The sequence below is a fragment of the Pedobacter sp. PF22-3 genome (genome assembly GCF_026239555.1).
Lineage (GTDB): Bacteria > Bacteroidota > Bacteroidia > Sphingobacteriales > Sphingobacteriaceae > Pedobacter.
This window is the reverse complement of the sequence record NZ_JAPIVP010000024.1, coordinates 1-20,077: the sequence shown is the minus strand read 5'-3', so window position 1 is coordinate 20,077 and position 20,077 is coordinate 1. Positions and strand designations below refer to the sequence as shown.

Annotated in this window: 12 protein-coding genes; 4 read left to right on the top strand and 8 right to left on the bottom strand. The window is 37.6% G+C overall.

Features of this window, described 5'->3' with window-relative positions:
- Nucleotide 1 precedes the first annotated feature (1 nt).
- Both OQX63_RS21835 and nhaA read left to right on the top strand, forming a co-directional pair.
- Complete coding sequence (locus OQX63_RS21835; RefSeq protein WP_265852924.1) at nt 2–922, top strand: PorP/SprF family type IX secretion system membrane protein; 921 nt, start codon at nt 2–4, stop codon at nt 920–922.
- 1,878 nt (nt 923–2,800) lie between these two features.
- The gene (nhaA, locus tag OQX63_RS21830; RefSeq protein ID WP_265852923.1) at nt 2,801–3,979 is read left to right on the top strand and encodes a Na+/H+ antiporter NhaA; all 1,179 of its coding nucleotides are present in this window, start codon (nt 2,801–2,803) and stop codon (nt 3,977–3,979) included.
- Between the two features lie 1,674 nt (nt 3,980–5,653).
- On the opposite strand, the gene OQX63_RS21825 is transcribed toward nhaA, so the two are convergent.
- Nucleotides 5,654–6,931, bottom strand: a complete 1,278-nt coding sequence (locus OQX63_RS21825) for a hypothetical protein (protein WP_265852922.1) — start codon at nt 6,929–6,931, stop codon at nt 5,654–5,656.
- A gap of 311 nt (nt 6,932–7,242) precedes the next feature.
- On the opposite strand from OQX63_RS21825, the gene OQX63_RS21820 reads away from it, so the two are divergent.
- Complete coding sequence (locus tag OQX63_RS21820) at nt 7,243–7,491, top strand: helix-turn-helix domain-containing protein (RefSeq protein ID WP_265852921.1); 249 nt, start codon at nt 7,243–7,245, stop codon at nt 7,489–7,491.
- 407 nt (nt 7,492–7,898) lie between these two features.
- Here the strand turns inward: OQX63_RS21820 and OQX63_RS21815 are convergent, their stop codons facing one another.
- The 7 genes from OQX63_RS21815 to OQX63_RS21785 form a co-directional block, all read right to left on the bottom strand.
- Nucleotides 7,899–11,117, bottom strand: coding sequence for a type I restriction endonuclease subunit R (locus OQX63_RS21815; protein ID WP_265852920.1), 3,219 nt, complete (start codon nt 11,115–11,117; stop codon nt 7,899–7,901).
- An 11-nt stretch (nt 11,118–11,128) separates the two neighbouring features.
- Nucleotides 11,129–13,126, bottom strand: coding sequence for a DUF262 domain-containing protein (locus OQX63_RS21810; RefSeq protein ID WP_265852919.1), 1,998 nt, complete (start codon nt 13,124–13,126; stop codon nt 11,129–11,131).
- A gap of 3 nt (nt 13,127–13,129) precedes the next feature.
- Entirely contained in the window at nt 13,130–14,464 is a 1,335-nt protein-coding gene (locus OQX63_RS21805; RefSeq protein ID WP_265852918.1) for a DUF262 domain-containing protein, read from the bottom strand.
- A 16-nt stretch (nt 14,465–14,480) separates the two neighbouring features.
- Nucleotides 14,481–15,293 (bottom strand): hypothetical protein, encoded by an 813-nt coding sequence (locus OQX63_RS21800; RefSeq protein ID WP_265852917.1) that lies wholly within the window; start codon nt 15,291–15,293, stop codon nt 14,481–14,483.
- Nucleotides 15,294–15,304: 11 nt separating this feature from the next.
- The gene (locus OQX63_RS21795; protein ID WP_265852916.1) at nt 15,305–15,826 is read right to left on the bottom strand and encodes a hypothetical protein; all 522 of its coding nucleotides are present in this window, start codon (nt 15,824–15,826) and stop codon (nt 15,305–15,307) included.
- 49 nt (nt 15,827–15,875) lie between these two features.
- A complete protein-coding gene (locus OQX63_RS21790) occupies nt 15,876–18,011 on the bottom strand; it encodes an N-6 DNA methylase (RefSeq protein WP_265852915.1) in 2,136 nt (711 codons plus the stop codon).
- 313 nt (nt 18,012–18,324) lie between these two features.
- Nucleotides 18,325–18,492, bottom strand: a complete 168-nt coding sequence (locus tag OQX63_RS21785) for a hypothetical protein (RefSeq protein ID WP_265852914.1) — start codon at nt 18,490–18,492, stop codon at nt 18,325–18,327.
- Nucleotides 18,493–18,662: 170 nt separating this feature from the next.
- Between OQX63_RS21785 and OQX63_RS21780 the strand changes: the two genes are divergently transcribed.
- A complete protein-coding gene (locus OQX63_RS21780) occupies nt 18,663–19,406 on the top strand; it encodes a hypothetical protein (RefSeq protein ID WP_265852913.1) in 744 nt (247 codons plus the stop codon).
- The last annotated feature ends 671 nt before the right edge of the window (nt 19,407–20,077 follow it).

Sequence of the window (20,077 nt, the reverse complement as noted above, 5' to 3'; positions counted from 1 at the left end):
CATGAAAGCAATTACCAAAAACATAAAGCAAATGCGTCGCGTAACGTTTCTATTTGCAGCCAGTACATTATTTGCTTGCAGCGTAAAGGCACAGATCCTTCCGCTCAATGCGCAATATTTTCAAAACCGCTATTTGGTTAATCCATCCATGGCAGGTATTAACGAAGGGTTTAACATTAACGGCAGTTTCCGCAAGCAATGGTCTAACATTCCGGGGGCACCCATTACCCAAAGCGTAACTTTAGATCAGCAGGTTAACAAAGTGGGTTGGGGCGTAAACATTTATAACGAGAAATCGGGCGGCATCCAGCGCACCAAAGCCGTTGGAACCTTTGCCTATCACCTCCCCTTAAACAGTGATGATCAGAAACTGAACTTCGGGATCTCCTTTGGCGCCAGTCAGGATAAACTCGATTTAAGCAGCGTAAGAAACAGCGATATTAACGACCCATCCATCGCCCGTTTTAACGATAGGGGTTATTACCTGGATGGCGATTTCGGCATCTCTTACACCTCGAAAGGATTAACCGTTGAAGGTGCCGTGCCTAATATGCGTTCTGTTTTTAGAAAAGATGATCTAAACTTTGCCGATAAGCCAACATTTTATTCAGCGGTAGGTTACAAATTTAGTATAGGCGAAGGCATCAATGGAATTAGCCTGGAACCTAAAGGTGTTTTCAGAGGCATTAAAAATTATAAAAATTTATGGGATGCCGGTTTAAATGCCAATTTCGCGAATGATAAACTTTACGTAATGGCCATGTACCACAATACGCAAAATGCTACGGTGGGTTTTGGCATGAATTACAAATCAACCTTATATTTCATGGCTTATTACAACACCGCTACTTCGGCCATCAGTGGTTATACCGATGGCGATTTCGAAGTGAATATCAGGGTAAATATTGGCAAGAAACCATAATTTAAGCGATTTTCCGTCATCCCCGCGCATTCGGGGATCTTAATGCAAGATGCGTCATAAGCTCTAAATTTAACATCGGATCAGCATTTTAACAGATTCTGAAACAAGTTCAGAATGACGAAAAAAACGAAAAGCCGCAGATCGAAAGGTCTGTGGCTTTTTTATTGTCATCCTGAGCGCAGCGAAGGATCTTTCCATCAAAAGATCCTTTCGTACCTACCATTGATAGATACCTAAGAAATATCGTCATTGCGAGAAGGAACGACGAAGCAATCTTTCCCGCTAATGATCCCGGCTATAAAGGTTGCTTCGTATTCAGGATTGACAGAAAAAAATGAGGCAATCCTATAAAAAGTGCCAGGATACTATTTCCTAACCACCCCACCGCCCCTCCTCAATCAAGAGGTAGAGTTCCCCTCATCGTTTAGAAATGATTTTCAGAAAAAGAATCCGTCATCCTCGCGCAGGCGGGGATCTTAATGCAAGATGCGTCATAAGCTCTAAATTTAACATCGGATCAGCATTTTAACAAATTCTGAAACAAGTTCAGAATGACGAAAAAAACGAAAAGCCGCAGATCGAAAGGTCTGTGGATTTTTATTGTCATCCTGAGCGCAGCGAAGGATCTTTCCATCAAAAGATCCTTTCGTACCTACCATTGATAGATACCTAAGAAATATCGTCATTGCGAGGAGGAACGACGAAGCAATCTTTCCTGCTAATGATCCCGGCTATAAAGGTTGCTTCGTACATCAGGATTGACAGAAAAAAATGAGGCAATCCTATAAAAAAGTGCAAGGATACTATTTCCTAACCACCCCACCGCCCCTCCTCAATCAAGAGGTAGAGTTCCCCTCATCGTTTAGAAATGATTTTCAGAAAAAGAATCCGTCATCCTTGCGCAGGCGGGGATCTTAATGCAACACCCTATAAATCCTGAAATAAGTTCAGATTTATAATAAAACGAAAAGCCGCAGACCGAAAAACCTGATACTTTTTTTGTCATTCTGAACGCAGTGAAGAATCTTCCGATCAAAAGATCTTTTCGTACCTACCATTGATAGATACCTAAGAAATATCATCATTGCGAGGAGGAACGACGAAGCAATCTTTCCTGCTAGTGATCCCGGCTATAAAGATTGCTTCGTCGGCTGAAAAAGCCTTCTCGCAATGACGAATTTATTGTATTAGAAATAACGCATTTCTTTCTAGCACACATGCTATCTGCCCCCTGTTATCTGGCCTGGCAGATTTCCGCAGGAAAAAGCACGGAAATCTTTGCACTTCCCCCTAATAACCCCACAGCCCAAGGCAGGATCAAAGCGGGAGCGGTGGAATAAGCAAGGGCTAAGAGCCTCGATGCTGCCGCAATTAAGATTTCCGTAGGTTTTTACAAGAAAAGATGCAAGCCTTGGGTTTATGACCTTTTATTGTTTGTTTTTATCGGTTGTCATGCTTTTGCTGCGCTCAGGTTTGTTTCTTTTGGGCCAAGCCAACCTGCGAAGCAAGCTTGAAGGCCTATAAAAAAATATACACAACTGAAAAAAGAAAGAGCCCTTCGGCGGCGGCGGACCTGTACCGATCTTTCATCGGTAGCCGAGGCAAGCCCGAGCCAAGGACAAACCTTCAATTGTCATTCTGAACACCGTGAAGAATCTTTAGGTAAAAGATCCTTCGTGCCTCAGGATGACAGAAAACAGCCAGACAAAAGCTACATATTTGATTACATTAATAGCGAGAGCATTAAGGTTCCCGCATGCGCGGGAATAACGACAGTATTAGATAACTTTCAATAGAACCTAAATCCATACCATTAAAATAATAGATTTACTCACAAAAACTTCCCCTTCCCCCTTCATTTTCCCTATTTTTACCGCTATGCCTAAACTCATCAATCTAGAAGTATTTCAGCGTTTCTTCCGCTCCGGACAAGTGGGCGGTTTCCTATTACTGATCTGCGTAGCCATCTCCCTAATCATTGCCAATACCGCTTCAAAAGAAAGTTTCGAAAACTTTTTAGCCATCAAATTAGGCTTTGGTGAAGTAAACTACAGTATTCTCGCCTGGATAAACGATGCCTTAATGGCCATATTTTTTCTTTTGGTCGGACTCGAAATCAAACGCGAACTCCTGGAGGGCGAACTTTCTTCCATTAAAAGTGCAGCCTTGCCCGTAATTGCGGCTTTAGGAGGCATGCTTGTACCTGCCCTCATTTATACACTATTCAATAACAATACAGAAACTGCAGGTGGCTGGGGCATCCCTATGGCTACCGATATTGCCTTTGCACTTGCCATTATTGCCATGCTCGGTAAAAGCGTACCCACCAGTTTAAAAATATTCCTGGCTGCGCTGGCCATTGTTGATGATCTCGGCGCCATTCTCGTCATCGCAATATTTTATACCAACCAGATCCATTTCGAATATCTTGCCATGGCCGGCGGTATTCTTGTGCTTTTAGCGTTAATGAACTACTTCGGTATAAAGAAACTGGTCTTTTACCTCATCCCCGGTGTATTCCTCTGGTATTTCATCCACCATTCGGGCATCCATGCCACCATTGCAGGAGTATTGCTGGCTTTCACCATCCCCACTAACGAAACAGACGAAGAATCGCCATTAGAAAAACTGGAGCATTTTTTAACCACTCCCGTTAATTACATCATTATGCCTATTTTCGCTTTAGCGAATACCAATATCACTTTCCAGAAAGAAATGTTAACCGGATTAATTTCTCCTTTAGGCCTCGGCATTATCGTAGGTTTATTTGCAGGTAAAACCATCGGCGTAACCTTTTTCAGTTGGTTAGCCGTGAAACTGAAATGGGCCGATTTACCCACCGGCGCAGGCTGGAAACATATTTTAGGTTTGGGCATGCTCGCCGGAATTGGTTTTACCATGTCGATATTTATTGCGCTGCTTTCTTTTAGCGAAGTGCTGCATGTATCAGAAGCGAAGTTTGCGATATTAACGGCTTCTATACTATCAGGTGTGGTGGGGTTTGTGTTTTTGAAATCGGTCAAAGCTCAAAAATTAACCAAAGAGGACACAAAGTAAAACACAGAGGAACACAGAGCCCCTATCCGACTATCGGCACCTTTCCCCCGAAAGGGAAAGGACTGAAAGAGAATTCTATTCTTAACCGCCCGCCCCTCCTAAATCAGGAGGAGAGTTCCCCTCATCGTTTAGAAATGATTTACAGAAAGAAAATCCGTCATCCTCGCGCAGGCGGGGATCTTAATGCAACAGCTTATAGATCCTGTGCTTCATGCGATCTGCACCCTGCTACCGGCCTAGGAAATAATGGAAGGAGATCCTTTGACAGGCTATCATTGGCAGGTTTCTATCGAAAGGTCGTCATTGCGAGGAGGAACTACGAAGCAATCTTTCCTGCTAGTGATCCCGGCTATAAAGATTGCTTCGTCGGCTGAAAAAGCCTTCTCGCAATGACGAATTTATTGTATTAGAAATAATGCATTTCTTTCTTTGCACCACGCGATCTGCTCCATGCTATCCGGCCTGGCAGATTTTCGCCGGAAAAAGCACGGAAATCTTTGCACTTCCCCCTCATAACCCCACAGCCCAAGGCAGGATCAAAGCGAGAGCGATGGGATAAGCCAGGGTAAGAGCCTAGATACTGTCGCGATAAAGATTTCCGTAGGTTTTTACAAGAATTGCGCAGCAATCTTTTATACCTATAAAAAACAATATGAACACATAAAAAACGGATGCAAGCCTTTCAGTTATGCCTTTGTGTTTGTTATTTTTAATGGCAGGCATGCTTTCGCTGCGCTCAGGTTTGTTACTTTTGGATCAAGCCAAAAGAAAGAGCCCCTCGGCGGCGGTGGACCTGTACCGATTTTTCATCGGTAGCCGAGGCAAGCCTGCGCGAAGGGCAGATAATAGCAAACGCTTTAAGGTTCCCGCCTGCGCGGGAATGACGACCGTATTAGAAATTATCCCTATACATCACGCTATCGGCACCTTGCTACCCGGCCTCGCAGATTTCCGCCGGAAAAAGCACGGAAATCTTTGCACCCCCACTTCATACCCCACAGCCCAAGGCAGGATCAAAGCGGGAGCGGTGGAATAAGCCAGGCTGAGAGCCTCGATACTGCCGCAATTTAGATTTCCGTAGGTTTTTACAAGGAAGGATGCAAGCCTTGGGTTTTTGTTTCTTTTGGGCCAAGCCAAAAGAAAGAGCCCTTCGGCGGCGGTGAGCCGAGGCAAGCCCGAGCTAGGGCAACAAAATAGCGAGTGCATTAAGATTAGCTTCGCAGAGCACTCCGTGGTTCCCACCTGCGCGGGATCCGGTAGTCATCGGATGAAGACCACTACTAAACCTTAAACAGCTAGTTCTTTAAGCGCTTTGCCAACTCCCTCTCACCACCCCCACAACCTTAACCGAAGTACGCCCGTCAATCCCAAGGGCCAGAAAAATCAAAAAAACAGTTGCAGATCAGCACAACTAGCACTACCAAACCTCAAACGCAGTGAGTTTTGTGTCACGGGGAACCTACTAACTTTCACTAACCACAACCCGACACAAACCCCGAAGGGCTCAATCAGACCAAAAAAACTAACCAACATACCTGATTAAACAAAGTGCCGCTGTTTTTTTGATGCGCTAGGGCTATGCGCAAAAGGCCCATTGCTGGATTGACGAAGCATTTTTGCATACTTTTGATGCTTCAAAAGTTTGATGCCTCGCGGCATAGAGCGAAAAAAAACTTATCCCCTCTTCACTTCATACCACCTCTCCACCCCCTCTACAAACCCCTCAAAAAACTCCCTATAATACCCTTTTGGTACCTGCACCCTAAAATTTACCCTACTAAAAAACCAAACCAGCTTATAATCCATTTCAGCCTCAAGCAAATACCATAAATACGGTTTAACCCTATCGCAAACTAAAAATAGCCCAGGCTTATCGGTATTAAAATGCAGATTTTTCCCTTTCACCTTAAGCTTCAGTTCCAGTTCGTAATAATCACCCTCATCTTTTAACACAAAGCTTAAAACAGGCACCTCCATTGTAAAATCAACCAGTTTCATATCCCGCATTACAGGTTTGCCAGTAACATTGCGCAGGCCATAACTATAAAAGTAATGTGTAAAACGTTGTTGCATCAATAACGGTAAAGCCTTGTGCCATAACTTAAAAAGGGCGAGCTGGTTCGCGTCATTAATTGCATTAGTTTCGGGCAGGTGGCCATTGGCGCTAAAACGTATGGGCGCCAGCGGTTTCATGGCGAAGCAAATGCTGTTCAGCTCCTCCTGTTGTGGCGAGAGGCTTATGCCATCCACATCGTTCTCATTAAAAACGAAACGTTTAAAAGATTTTACCGTTTTTAGGTAAGCCGTGGCCGCAAAAACATAAGGAATTAAAAAAGGATAATGGTTGCTGTTGAAATGCTGCAGATCGGTATTGGCGAAACAATAACCAATGCTAACCGGGGCCAGGCGTGCCACGTCGTGTTTACCCGACAACCTTTCACGCGGTACCACCACCCGTTCCGTAACATCCGGCAAATCATCACCAGGCCTAACCAAACCGCTAAACTTTTTCTTCAATGTAATGGTAAAACCGCCAGGTTTTTTAACCACATCTACATAGCTCGATCGCTTGTTGCCCAAAGCAAAACATGCTGGCCAGTAATATTCCTGAAAATCGCAGTAACCATTCCGCATCATGGCGCGCAAAGTAAGGTAAGCATAACGCCCAAGGTAGCTTTCATCCGTATCCACACTACAGCTCACCAACAGATGATCGTATTCTACCGCAAGGTAAACCCTTATTTCTTCCCCTCCCAATTTAACCTGAACAGTTACCAAACCCTGTTCAAAAGAAAGCGATTGTATAACCAGCGGCTCAGGCTTTTTACCTACGCTGAATGTGCTGTGCGATTCAAGCGTGGCTAACCTTAACACCTTGCTCCCTTTTTCGAAAGGTAGTTTGTAAAACCGCGAAAGCGGTTTCCCCGCAATGGTAATGGGTTTAGTTTTCATACTCGTATGGTTCTACGAGTCTTGTTGGGGTAAAATATAAAAGTGGGCTTCTACCTACCATAGCTCCTTAAAGTTTCTCAGGCCTTACGTTGATATGGAATTACAGCAGAAACCCACTCTCATTTAGAAATGCTAAAATAGCATAAACTACACAAGAATGGGCTATAAATCTACTGTTTTGCATCAACGGCCTGAGATGTGGAGCTGCAAAACTCTTATTTATAACTCTTTATTAATTAATCAAATATAATAAACTCAGATTAAAAGGACAAATAAGTCCTAATATTTTTTCAATAATATTTGGACTTTGCATGGTGGGAAAACAATATAGAGATCAAGAATATTTAGTCAAAATTGGAAAACGCATTGTCGAAATTCGTGATCTTCGAAAAATTACACAAGAGAAGCTGGCGGAATTAACTGAAATTGATACTAGACAAATAGGTCGTATTGAAAGAGCTGAAACCAACGTTTCAATTAGTAGCATTAAATTGATTGCTGACCACCTAAAAATATCGGTATCTGATTTACTGGATTTTTCTAAATCAACAGAAAAATAACAAGCCATTAGAGGAAACCGGTTCAGGAAAGCGAAGAAATTGAAGATAGAAATTTAAAAGAAGTAGCCAAGCTGCTGGGTCTGACAGCGGAATCAATAAAAAAATTTCAGAGAGGAAGCTGTTTTTAATATTATTGGCAATACCGTAACCAATCATAATAACGGTTGTTTATTTAACTACCTACCATCTATAATCCATTAGATAAATTAATGGAAGCATTAGAGGCAAACAAAGATTTGTACGAAAGATTATTAGCGAGCGAAAGAGAGAAAGTGGAGCTATTGAAGAATAAATAGAAAAACTGCTATAAAAGTAAAAGCCCGATCAGAATGATTAGCTTTATGTATCCGGATGAAATTAAACTACCATCTGTTAGGAAGATGACCATTTATAATTTCGAAAAGATATTAATTTCTAGCTAATTCATTTGCTATTTTTTCAGCCTGCTTTAATACTGTTTCCGTCGCTAACATTTGCATATCTGGTGGATAGCCATATTTTCTCAAAAGCCTTTTAACAGCTACTTTAAGTTTGGCTTTTACACTTTCTTTAATAGCCCAGTCAATTGAGGCATTTTGTTTGATTGTTTCGGTTAGTACAACTGCAAGTTCTCTCAATTTATCTTTCTGCATCAGCTCTTCCGCGCTCTTATTGCTGGCTACCGCAGTATAGAAAGCATATTCAAAATCTGTTAATCCCATAGCCTTTGCCTCATTATCCATATTAACAATATCTTTGCTTAGCTTAATCAACTCGTCTATTACTTCTGCTGCAGTCAGAATTTTGCTATGATATCTCTTTATTGAATCCTCAAGCATTTCCATTAATGACCTACCTTGCACTAAGTTTTTTTTAACTCGAGCCTTTATCTCATCCTTTAGCAGTTTTTTTAACACCTCCAACGCTATATTTTTGTGCCTCATCCCCCTTAACTCCATTAAAAACTCATCAGAAAGAATCGAAATATCGGGCTTCTTGATTCCCGCTGCATCAAAAACATCTATTACCTGTTCAGAAATAAGCGCCTGATCTATCACTTGCCTTATTGTAGTTTCTATTTCTTCATCAGTTCTTCCCGAACCAGTTCCGTCGAATTTCGCAAGTCTCGCTTTTACTGCTTGAAAAAAAGAAATCTCATCCTTCACATCCATTGCTTGATCATGCGGAATTGCAATGGCAAAGGCTTTTGATAATGCAGTTACTTCATTAATGTATCTTTTCTTACCATCATCTAACCCTAAAATGTATTCCTCAGCAGCCAAAATCATCGACAATTTTCTAGAAGTATCTGCTTCAAAATAACTTTCATATTTGAAGCCATGATACATCGCAGAAACGATTTCCATCTTCTCCAGCATTAATTGCACAGCTTGCTCTTGTGCAATTGTAGGATCACCCTTGCCTCCAGCATCAGAATAGAAAGATAAAGCCTTTTTCAGATCAGAAGCAATACCTAAATAATCAACAATTAATCCCCCTGGTTTATCTTTATAAACCCTATTTACCCTTGCTATTGCTTGCATCAAGTTGTGCCCTTGCATTGGTTTATCAATATAAAGCGTATGCATACTTGGTGCATCAAAACCAGTAAGCCACATATCACGAACAATAACCAATTGCAATTCATCATCTGGATTTTTCATTCTTTCAGCAAGCATTCGTCTTTGCTGTTTAGTAGTGTGATGCTTGGCGATCTCAGCTCCATCAGAAGATGCGGAGGTCATTACTACTTTAATTACTCCCTTATTTAAATCATCAGAATGCCATTCTGGTTTTAAATCAATAATGGCATCATATAATTCGGTTGAGATCCTTCTACTCATTGAAACAATCATCCCCTTACCTTCAAATACTTCTTGTCTTTGGGTAAAGTGAGTAACAATATCACTTGCGATATTCCTAACTCTATCTTCACTACCAACAAGTGCTTCTAGCTGTGTCCATTTTGCTTTTGCCTTTTGTGTATCTGTTAAATCTTCTTGGTCAAGCTCTTCATCTAAATCAGCAACCAACTTTTTACCTACTTCACTCAAGTTAACTTTGGCTAGGCGACTTTCATAATAAATACGAACCGTTGCACCATCTTCAACTGCCTGTGCGATATCGTATATATCTACATAATTACCAAAAACTGCAGGTGTATTTACATCTGTATTTTCTATTGGTGTACCAGTAAATCCCAAATATGTTGCATTTGGTAGCGCGTCCCGCATATATTTTGCAAAACCATAAACAATTTTTTTCCCAATTACATTTCCTTTTCTATCCTTATCATCAATAGTTTTAGCCTTAAAACCATACTGGGTCCTGTGTGCTTCATCGGCGATAACCACAATATTTTTTCGGTTAGAAAGCAGTTCGTAAACATTACCTCCTTCAGGTTTAAACTTTTGAATTGTAGTAAATACTATACCACCAGATGCCACCTTTAACAAATCTTTCAGTTGGTTTCTATCCTCTGCCTGAACTGGCTCTTGCCTAAGTAGTTGTTTAGATGAAGCAAAAGTATCAAACAGCTGGTCATCCAAATCATTGCGGTCGGTTATTACAAGAATTGTAGGATTATCTAAAGCCAAAACTATTTTGCCAGTATAAAAAACCATAGACAATGATTTCCCGCTCCCTTGTGTATGCCAAACAACTCCACCCTTTTTATCTCCAATGTGCTGATTTTTTACTCCTGGCAACCCATAACTTATAGGGTCTTCCATAACTACTCCTATTTCATTTTTACTCAATATTTGGAAACCTGTAGCCCGTAGAGTTGATTCTATTGCACGATTTACTGCGTAATACTGGTGATAAGCTGCTAATTTTTTAATGGTTGAAATAGTAATAATTCCTGTTGCTAGATCTTCCTTTTTAGATTTCTCAAACACTATAAAATGCCTAATAAGATCAATTAAAGTATCTTTGTTTAACATTCCTTTTATTAGTGTTTCCAACTCACTGATTAAATGGGATGCTTCGGCTTTTCCATCTACCGATTTCCAAGCCATAAACCGACTGAAGCTTGCAGAAATAGAGCCCGCCTTCGCCTCTAATCCATCAGAAATTACTACAAAACTATTGTAAGTAAATAAACTTGGAATTATGGTTTTGTAGGTTTCAACCTGCCTAAATGCACTTTGACATGTTGTTTTTTCGTCAGCAGCGTTTTTAAGTTCAATTACAACCAAAGGTAAACCATTGATAAACAATATTATATCGGGCCGCTTATGATTTCCATTTTCAACAACGGTAAACTGATTAATAACTACAAAATCATTATTTAGAGGATTCTTAAAATCAATTAGCCAAACCCTATCCCCACGATCATCGCCGTATACCCGCTTAGATACTGGAATGCCTTCAGTAAGCATACGGTGAAAAGTTTCGTTATTAGTAAGCAACTCTGGCGATGCAATGCGTTGTAAATCTTTAATGGCTTCTGCTTGCGCATCAGAAGGAACTTGAGGGTTAATTCTTTCGATTGATCTCTTTAATCTGCCCAATAATAAAATCTGTTCGAAACTATCTCTTTCGGGTTGTTCTCCATCTGGAGCTATATTAGCGCCATAGATATATTCATATCCAAGTTGTTTTAAACGCTCTACAGCCAATAATTCTATTAAATTTTCAGTCATTGGTGGTAAAATCAATTATGATTTAATATTTCTTTTCTCCTACGCAGGATACCTACGGATATTAAATGATGTTCTATTATCTCTTTTTCATTCCAACTTTTATTATTGTTGGTAACGCTATACATTATTCTTCTTTTGGGAGTAAGCGTGCTTAAATTAAAACGTTGGTCAGCAGCCTTACCCAAAGGTTCTCTGTCATTTAATTTTGAATTTGCTCCTCTACTTACCAAGCATAAATTACCAAAACAATTTAAGATTACGTCCTTATTCAATATAGTATTTGTGTGTAAGTGCTCTTTTAATGCTTGTGGATAGTGATGCTCAATAGAGTTTCTATACGTAAAATCAAACTCCTCATCAATATTATGTTCTGCCTTATTATGGACTTTATCAACCCATAACAAATAGTCTATGAAATTAAAAACAAAATGAGGAGTATTTGTTCCCTGTGCGTAGACAGATTTATCTATACAGATATCCTCAATTTCGAGATATTCTCTAAGTTCTAATTTATCAAATTGAGATAAAGCAAATCCTTCTACTTTTCGCAAAAAATCTATTGCTGTAATTCCAATAGTCTTTGAATTACTAATTTCAAATAAGCTCAAGATGAATTGAAGATAATTCTTATTTTTACGTTGTCGATAAGTCACCTGTAGCATAGATAAGAGTTTCAAAATCCTACCTTGGTAAAACTCATTCTCAAATGTATTTTTAAAATTTAGAGTAGGGTATCTTCTTCCCTTGTATTTTGTATTTTTCAAATACATTACAGGTTTCACCAACATCCACCTACCATTTAGCTCACTATCAGCTCCCCCTTTTACAATTCCGTCACGTCTATCTGCTTGCTCACTTTCTATTGATGATTTAACAATAAAACGATCAAAGATTACCCTATAAAAAAATATTTTTTCTAGCAATTCCATCGGAGAAATTACATCTATTATAGCTGATGGTATCGATTTATATATTTTAAGCAATTTATCACTACTTAAAGGTATTTCAGCCTCATAATATGTTAATTTTAAAACATGGATTAGGAAATTTGTAAAATCAATTACTGAGGTGTACTTAATATCTTCATCTAATTCGCCTTCTTTCTCTAATGAAAAAGCTTCTTGCGATTTTATAACCTTACTATGTATAATATCATGTATGGAATAGCGTTCCACCTTACCTTTATGATATTCTAGTTTATAAAGTTTCTTAAGTTTAATTTCATCATAATTATCTCCAAATATTAAGCTTCTTTGATCTGGAGTAAAAAATTTTTGTATTGGGCGATCCATCTGAGAACAGGCATCCCAAACATTACCAAAAATAGAACGTTGTTTATTATCCTTAATTTTAGACATCAGTTGGGCTTTTAAGATTTCATGTTCTTGCAACTGACCTCCCCTGTTATTCATTATCTCAAAATAATTGGCAACATCTGTATCTGCAGGCATTTCTACTTCAACTAACATCACATTATTAAAGAAATAATTAGCAAATTCTTTCAATTTACCCGTTTTTTTTAAGTTAGAAATAGACAATACAGAGTCTAATTCCCCATCTAATTTTGAATTAAGAATAGTATCTACCGCTGAAAAGAAACTTAATAAATTACTTTGCTCTAAATCTTGGTCATCCTGTTTAATCTTACCTTTTTCTCTGCTAAGTCTATCAAAAAAAGCTTCTACTTCTTTTCTAGAATCATATCTCAAATGGCTAAATTCAATATTTTCACTATCAATTAGCTCAGCAATTAAATGCAAAGTAGTTAAACGCTGCTGCCCATCTATCACTTCAAATCGAATATTTTCTATTTCTCTTTTAAAAACAATTAAACTTCCTATATAATAATTCTGTTTACTATTGTTCTTAAAACTTTCATATATATCCTGTAAAAATTGGGTAATTTCGTTAACACCCCAGTTATAATTTCGCTGATATAAGGGCACAACATAGGACTGTTTTAATATCTGCGCAACATTTTTAGCGATAGCATTATTTAAGGCTGCCATAAACTACCTAATATTTACATTAAAATATTGATTAAAAAAGCGTTCTACAATGCCGTTGTTATGATTATTAACTTGCTTATGTATGTCTGCTAATGCGGGCTTCTTTATAAAATTCAAATCCAACAAATCTTTAGCATGATGTATCTGTGTTATAGTACCTGCTGGAAATTGAGCTACACTATCAAATTTGACGAACTTTTTCTCCAAACGAAATCTAAATACATAAGCGTAAAGCAACTGATGATATTTCTTTAAACCTACAATGCCAAATTTATCAAAAACAAGCATAACTAAAGACTTGTAGAGTTCTAATAAGTAATAATCTCCTTTTTTCTTAAATCCTATGCAATAATCCTTATAAAAATCCGCAAAAAACATTAGGTGTTGATGCAAATGACTCTGTAGAAAAAGTAATTTGTACATTTTCACATAGTTTTGGATATATTCAAAAAAACTAGTACCATTTACAATAGACTGATTAATTTGAGTGATTGGAGATAAGCCATCATCGGCAAAACGCACTACATTTTTACTATCTGTTTTTAGCTGTTGGCTATTAACAAAGTTTTGATAAGGATATTTTAAATTGCAGGTTCCGCAGCCCTTAAACTCTCCTATAGTCTTTTTAGTAAAACTATAAGCGGGGTAATGTCTTGACCAAATACGGGTTCTATATAGTTGCTCATCAATCAACTGCTTTAAATAATCCTTCTCATCATTATTTCTAGCTGAACTCTCCCATGTCCGATCATGAAGTATCTTTTCTTCTTCCGGCAAGTCACCAAAATAACGAAGATGATATGCTTTCAATAAATTGTAGGCTTCCAGAGTCAAACCTCGACCATTCTGCGAATCGAACATTTGAAAAGCCTCAGTTATGCTATTTACCCTAATTTCAACCATAGAGCATTGCGTAAGTACATACTTTAAAACAATTTCACTGTCTTCCAATTCATCATTTATCCATTGCTGAATTTCTATAGCGTTATTTTGAATATTTTCTATGGAATTTTTATGTAAAAATTGCTTTTGCTCCAAAAAGCACTGGCATGGCAATTCCACAGATTTATCACTCAACAAGTATAATAATAATGATAATGTAGTTAAGCGCTGCTGCCCATCAACAATATCTAAACGATGTGTCTCTTTGTTGTTATGTAAAATAATTGTACCAATTCTATAATCGTTTTTCTTTTGTTCTATGCTCAACAAAATATCTTCCCATAGTTGCCGCGTTTCCTTAATTGACCAAATATATGGACGTTGATAATCAGGTATATTAAAAAGCGAGAATTCTAAATCTTGTAATTGTAATATTGAGGCGTTGAATTCAGTCATAACTTTGAATCTTTCTTTAAATTGAAATGACAGAATTAGCTACTCTTTTTTCTCCCCCTATAGGTGTAGTATAAAAACGTTGTTCAATTCCCCATAGCACAAACTTTAAATCATCGTCAGTTTCAATTTTAAATTTGCCCCCTTCATAGCTAACTTGACCATATTGATTCGTATAGTTATATATCGCTTGTTTTTCATCATCAGAAAAATGACTTAAAGTTTCATTAACTAATGCTATTCTCTTTCTATTGGGAACAGTAACTTTCTGAACATTAAATGTATCGTTTACTTTAAGAAATTCATTCTGCAAAAATGCATCTGTTTCTGCCTCAGTGGCTTCTTTATATAATTGATCCATCCCTTTAAATATTTTTTGAGCAGCTGGTAACTTCTTGAAATAAAGAATATCAGTTTGCTTATCATATATAGCATCTGCGAATGGATTTATTGTGATGATTGGCTTGTTAGTTTCTAAAGACAATTCTTCAATTGAAAACCATTTTTTACTGATATAAAAACTAGAATTAATTATTTGAAAAAAATACAAATTAGCTTGTACAGTACATATAAACGATAGCTTTTTCAAATCATCTTTACTTATTTGATCATGATTTACTGAATCTAAATCATTATTTAGAAAATCAAAGGAATATCCAGACTGAGAAAAATTTGATATTTGATATAATTCTTCATTTTCGATTAAAGTTGCTGGATTATAATCAACTCCATTTAAATTTAGTTCAGCTATTTTGTAAACTTCTGTTTCTGTTTCGATTATTCTAAAAACACTTTGTTTTCTTTTTACTTTTCCGTAAATGTAATTTGCCATAAGAGATTAATTTAGAGTTCAATAAATGTATAATTGTTAATTCTTCTTAAATCATTGAATCCTGCATCACCAGGTGTTTTTAATCGTTTTTTGGTAATCAAAAATATCTTAACATTTCCCGATGTTTTTATAAAATAAAAATGATAACCAAATAGTAGGAATATAGGATTAAAATAAAGTGTTTGCGATAAAACTGTAAAAACGTATATTATTAAAAAAACAACAATTAATGTAGAAATATCATTTATTCCTAGCGATACAAAAAAATACCCTAAATAGGTAGGCAGAAAATTATTATTAGCCAATTCAATCTCTTTGATTGAAGTAGTTTGCAATCTGTCTCTTGGCAATTTTCTTGCGACAAGGAAGCTTAGCGCAGTTAAAGCAATTGGTATTAATATAAAGAGAACCCAAGAGTAGTAGCTTGGAATTTCTTGTAAAAAATTAAATCTGAATTTCTCCTTTACAAGATAAACCACCACTATTAGCCATGTTGAGTTAAATGCCAAAAAAAATTGATATAAAATCTTCATATTATTCCTATTCTTTAGCTGAAAATATTTAATTATTTTTTTTTAAATACTATTGACTATCATAAGAGCCATTTAACCAGTAATTATTTAATTCTTTGTAAAAATTTTGCAACTTATTCTCAGAATTACGAAGATTTTTAATCTCTATTTGGACTTTTTCAGATAGGACATTTAACTTTTCCTGTTCTTTCATAGTAGGAAGAACTACTTCTAAATCAAGGAAACGCTCTACTGGCGCTCTTCGTCTTCTTTGAATAGTACCGATTGAAATACCATCATACATTTTTTTCAACAAATCACTTTTCAATAATGTACCTATCAATGTTGGATTAAAGCCTTTTTTTACTCTAAGTACTTCATAGGCTGGAGAAGTAATACCAATATCAACTATCCAACATTGATCAATTGCCCCTGCCCACAATAAATAAGGGTTGTACACTATATCTGATTTTCGAACAACCATATATTTACTTGTATTGTCAGTAGCTATCCGCTTAGAGAACCTATCTTTTTGAAAAATTAACCCAGCATTCTCTGTACATGTTAAAATCTCAGGTTCTTCATTACTGCCCAATCTTTCATTGGATTTTTCTAATATTTCACTTAATTTGAACTTTTTGGTTTCTAGAGGTAACGGAAATTGTAATTGCGGTTTTAAGAATAGGTTTTCAATATCTTTAATAGATGAATTGGTTTCAATAATAGCTTGATTATATAAATTCCATTGCTTAGCCATATTTTCTTTTATCTTATCAACAGATACAACTTCTGCATAATGATCTATATCTAGATATTTAGCAGGAAAAAGGATATAATCATTATTAGCTACATTTTCAATATCAATTGTTTTGCAAAAACCAGGCAGATCTTTGTAATTTTCATCACTTTTTTTCCAATTACGATATATTGATGTAATTCTATCAATATCATCTTTTGTCAGTGAATTACTTGTTCTTGTAAGCTGTTTTCCTAAACGACTTGCATCAATAAATAAGATCTTTCCTTTTCTACCATTTGTATTTTTTATTTTATTTCTATCTAACAACCAGATACAAACTGGGATTGGTGTGGAATAAAAAAGCTTGCCAGGTATTGATACAATACACTCTATTATATCTTGATTAATTATTTTAGCTCTAATTTCATTTTCAATTTTGTTCTCAGAAGCTAATGAAGAATTTGCAATAACAAATGCAGCTTTACCATTTGGGGATAAATGATAAATGAAATGTTGAATCCACGCAAAATTCGCATTGGACGAAGATGGAGTACCATACTTCCACCTTCCATCTGTTCTAAGTAAATCACCACTCCAATCACTATCATTAAACGGTGGGTTAGCAATTATATAGTCAGCTTTCAAATCTTTATGAGCATCATTTAAAAAAGAACCTTCATTATTCCATTTTACCTGTGAGCTATCAATACCACGTATAGCCAAGTTCATTTTGGCTAGTCGCCATGTCGTTTGATTACTTTCCTGTCCATAAATAGAAATATCGTTAATTCTTCCCTGATGTTCAAGCACGAATTTTTCCGAATGGACAAACATCCCCCCTGAACCACAGCATGGATCATATACCCTACCTTTGTAAGGCTCCAATAGTTCAACTAATAGCTCCACCACACTTCGAGGCGTATAGAACTGTCCGCCTTTTTTACCTTCTGCTAATGCAAACTCACCTAAAAAATATTCAAAAACGTGGCCTAAAACATCAGCGCTTCTCGATTTAACATCACCTAGAGCAATATTACCTACCAAATCAATTAATTCCCCTAAACTGGTTGGATCAAGGTTTTGTCTGGCAAATACTTTTGGAAGTACGCCTTTCAATGAAGAATTCTCTTTTTCAATTGCATCCATTGCATCGTCTACATACCTCCCAATATCTGGGAGTTTTGCTTTCGATTGTAGGTGAATCCATCTTGCATCTTGTGGCACAAAGAAAATATTTTCTGCTTTATACTCATCTTTATCTTCCGGATCGGCGCCATTTGCTTCATCTGCTTTTAAACTTGCATACTGTTCTTCAAAAGCATCAGAAATATATTTCAAGAATATCAAACCTAACACTATATGCTTGTACTCAGCAGCATCTATATTTTTGCGCAATTTATCAGCTGTTTTCCAAAGCTGCTTTTCTAAAGGTTCTTCGTTCTTCTTATTTATAGTATTTTTAGCCATATTAAAATTTGGTGTGTTTTTTCTGCTAAAATATAGCAAATCCATTAAAGCTGCTTTAAATTGTTAGGAACTAAAATAGATATTGGAATTCAAAAAAAAATAGAACCTCATGTGGGATGATAGATTTTATCGCTTTATAATTTATTTAATTGTCTAATGTAATCATAAACAATCATACAAATGAATCTGCTATCTGTTACTCCAATAAAAAATACACTAAAATAAAAAAATAGTGACAGCAGTCATTTAACCCCTGCTCCAATAATAATTCAATTAACACGTATGGCAAGGCTTCGAACAATGCACACAACCATTAATCTATTTGTAAGCATGCTTTCTTTTCGCTTCCGCAACTGCTGGTACAATAGCTAAACACCCCTAAGTAATCGTAATTTTGTTCAGGATAATACCTGCATCCCGCTTCGTGAACCTCATAATTGCCATTGGCTTGTTGGTTCAAATTTAATCTGTAATTGGCCATAAGATTTGGTTTTAAATTATTCAATCAAATCTCTCCAATTCATATCACCCCTCTTTACGGTTTCCCCCACTCTTTTAAAAAAAATATCTCCACTCCTTTTAGTTGTAAAGAAAATAATATTAACTTAATGCCAATTAATCCAATTTATTTACCTTTTAAAACTACAAGTTATGTCTAAAACGAATGAAACCGGCCACGCCAAAAACGTAGCCAATTTCGAAACCCTTTTAAGTTATGTAACCGGTTATGGTGCCGTGTACAACCCCAGCAATGCCAACATCCAGCTGAGCAGTTTAACCGAGAAAGCCACCGCAGCCAAAACCATTAACGAGCAGGTGCACGATGCTGCCGCCAAAAACAGCAATGCCATAGCCCTGCGCGATCTGGCTTTTAAGCCCTTAAAAAAGTTGAGTACCCGTGTGCTGAGCGCCGTTAAGGCCAACAGTGTAGCCCAACAGGTATTGGATAATGCAGTAAGCCACCACCGCAAAATACAGGGGCAAAGGGCAACAGCCAAACTCACCGCCGAAGAAAAGAATAACCTGGCCGCCAGCGGTACGGTGGTTAACCAGGTTTCGGCCTCGCAACAGAGTTACGATAACCTGCTCGATACGTTGGATAAGCAGATTAAACTCTTAGCCACCATACCGCAGTACGCTCCTAACGAGGTAGATTTGCAGCTGGCCAGCCTCACCAGTTTATATAACGATTTATTGCAGAAAAACCGCGATGTGGTAGCCAACAGCTCGCAGTTGAGTACCCTACGCATTAACCGCAATAACACGCTTTACGATGCAGAAACGGGTATAGTTGCCCTGGCTCAGGATGTGAAAAATTACGCAAAATCTGTTTTTGGGTCAACCAGCCCCCAATACAAACAGATTTCGGGTATACCGTTCCGAACCCTGAACTAAAACACCCATAATACCCTAAAAAATCATCCCTAATTTATTTCCTCATTCCAATAACAGTCACCTAAACGGGTTGCTGTTTCTCTTTTATGCAATGCTTAACCGTAAAACGGCTCATTGCAACGCCTGAACTACCGACTGCAACCTCTGAACTACCGACCGCGACCTCTGAACTATCGACCGCGACCTCTGAACTATCGACCGCAACCTCTGAACTATCGACCGCAACGTCTGAACTAACGACTGCGACCTCTGAACTGTCGACCACAACCTCTGAACTGTCGACCGCAACATCTGAACTATCGATCGCAACGGCTGAACTATCGACCGCAACCTCTGAACTGTCGACCGCAATGTCTGAACTATCGACCGCAACGGCTGAACTATCGACCGCAACGGCTGAACTACCGACCGCAACGTCTGAACTATTAACTGCGACCTCTGAACTGTCGACCGCAACCTCTGAACCATCGACCGCAACGTCTGAACTAACGACTGCAACCTGACCCTTCCTAAAAAAGCTTGACAGTTTTGGTGAATAATTACTAAGGCTTTTTACACCAATTTACTTGATTTACTAATGCAATATAACTTTTAATTTTTATTAGTTCTAAGGGTTATTTTGTTTGGGGTTATTCCTGGTTTATATCCTGCCGTTTTCCTTATTCCTTGGG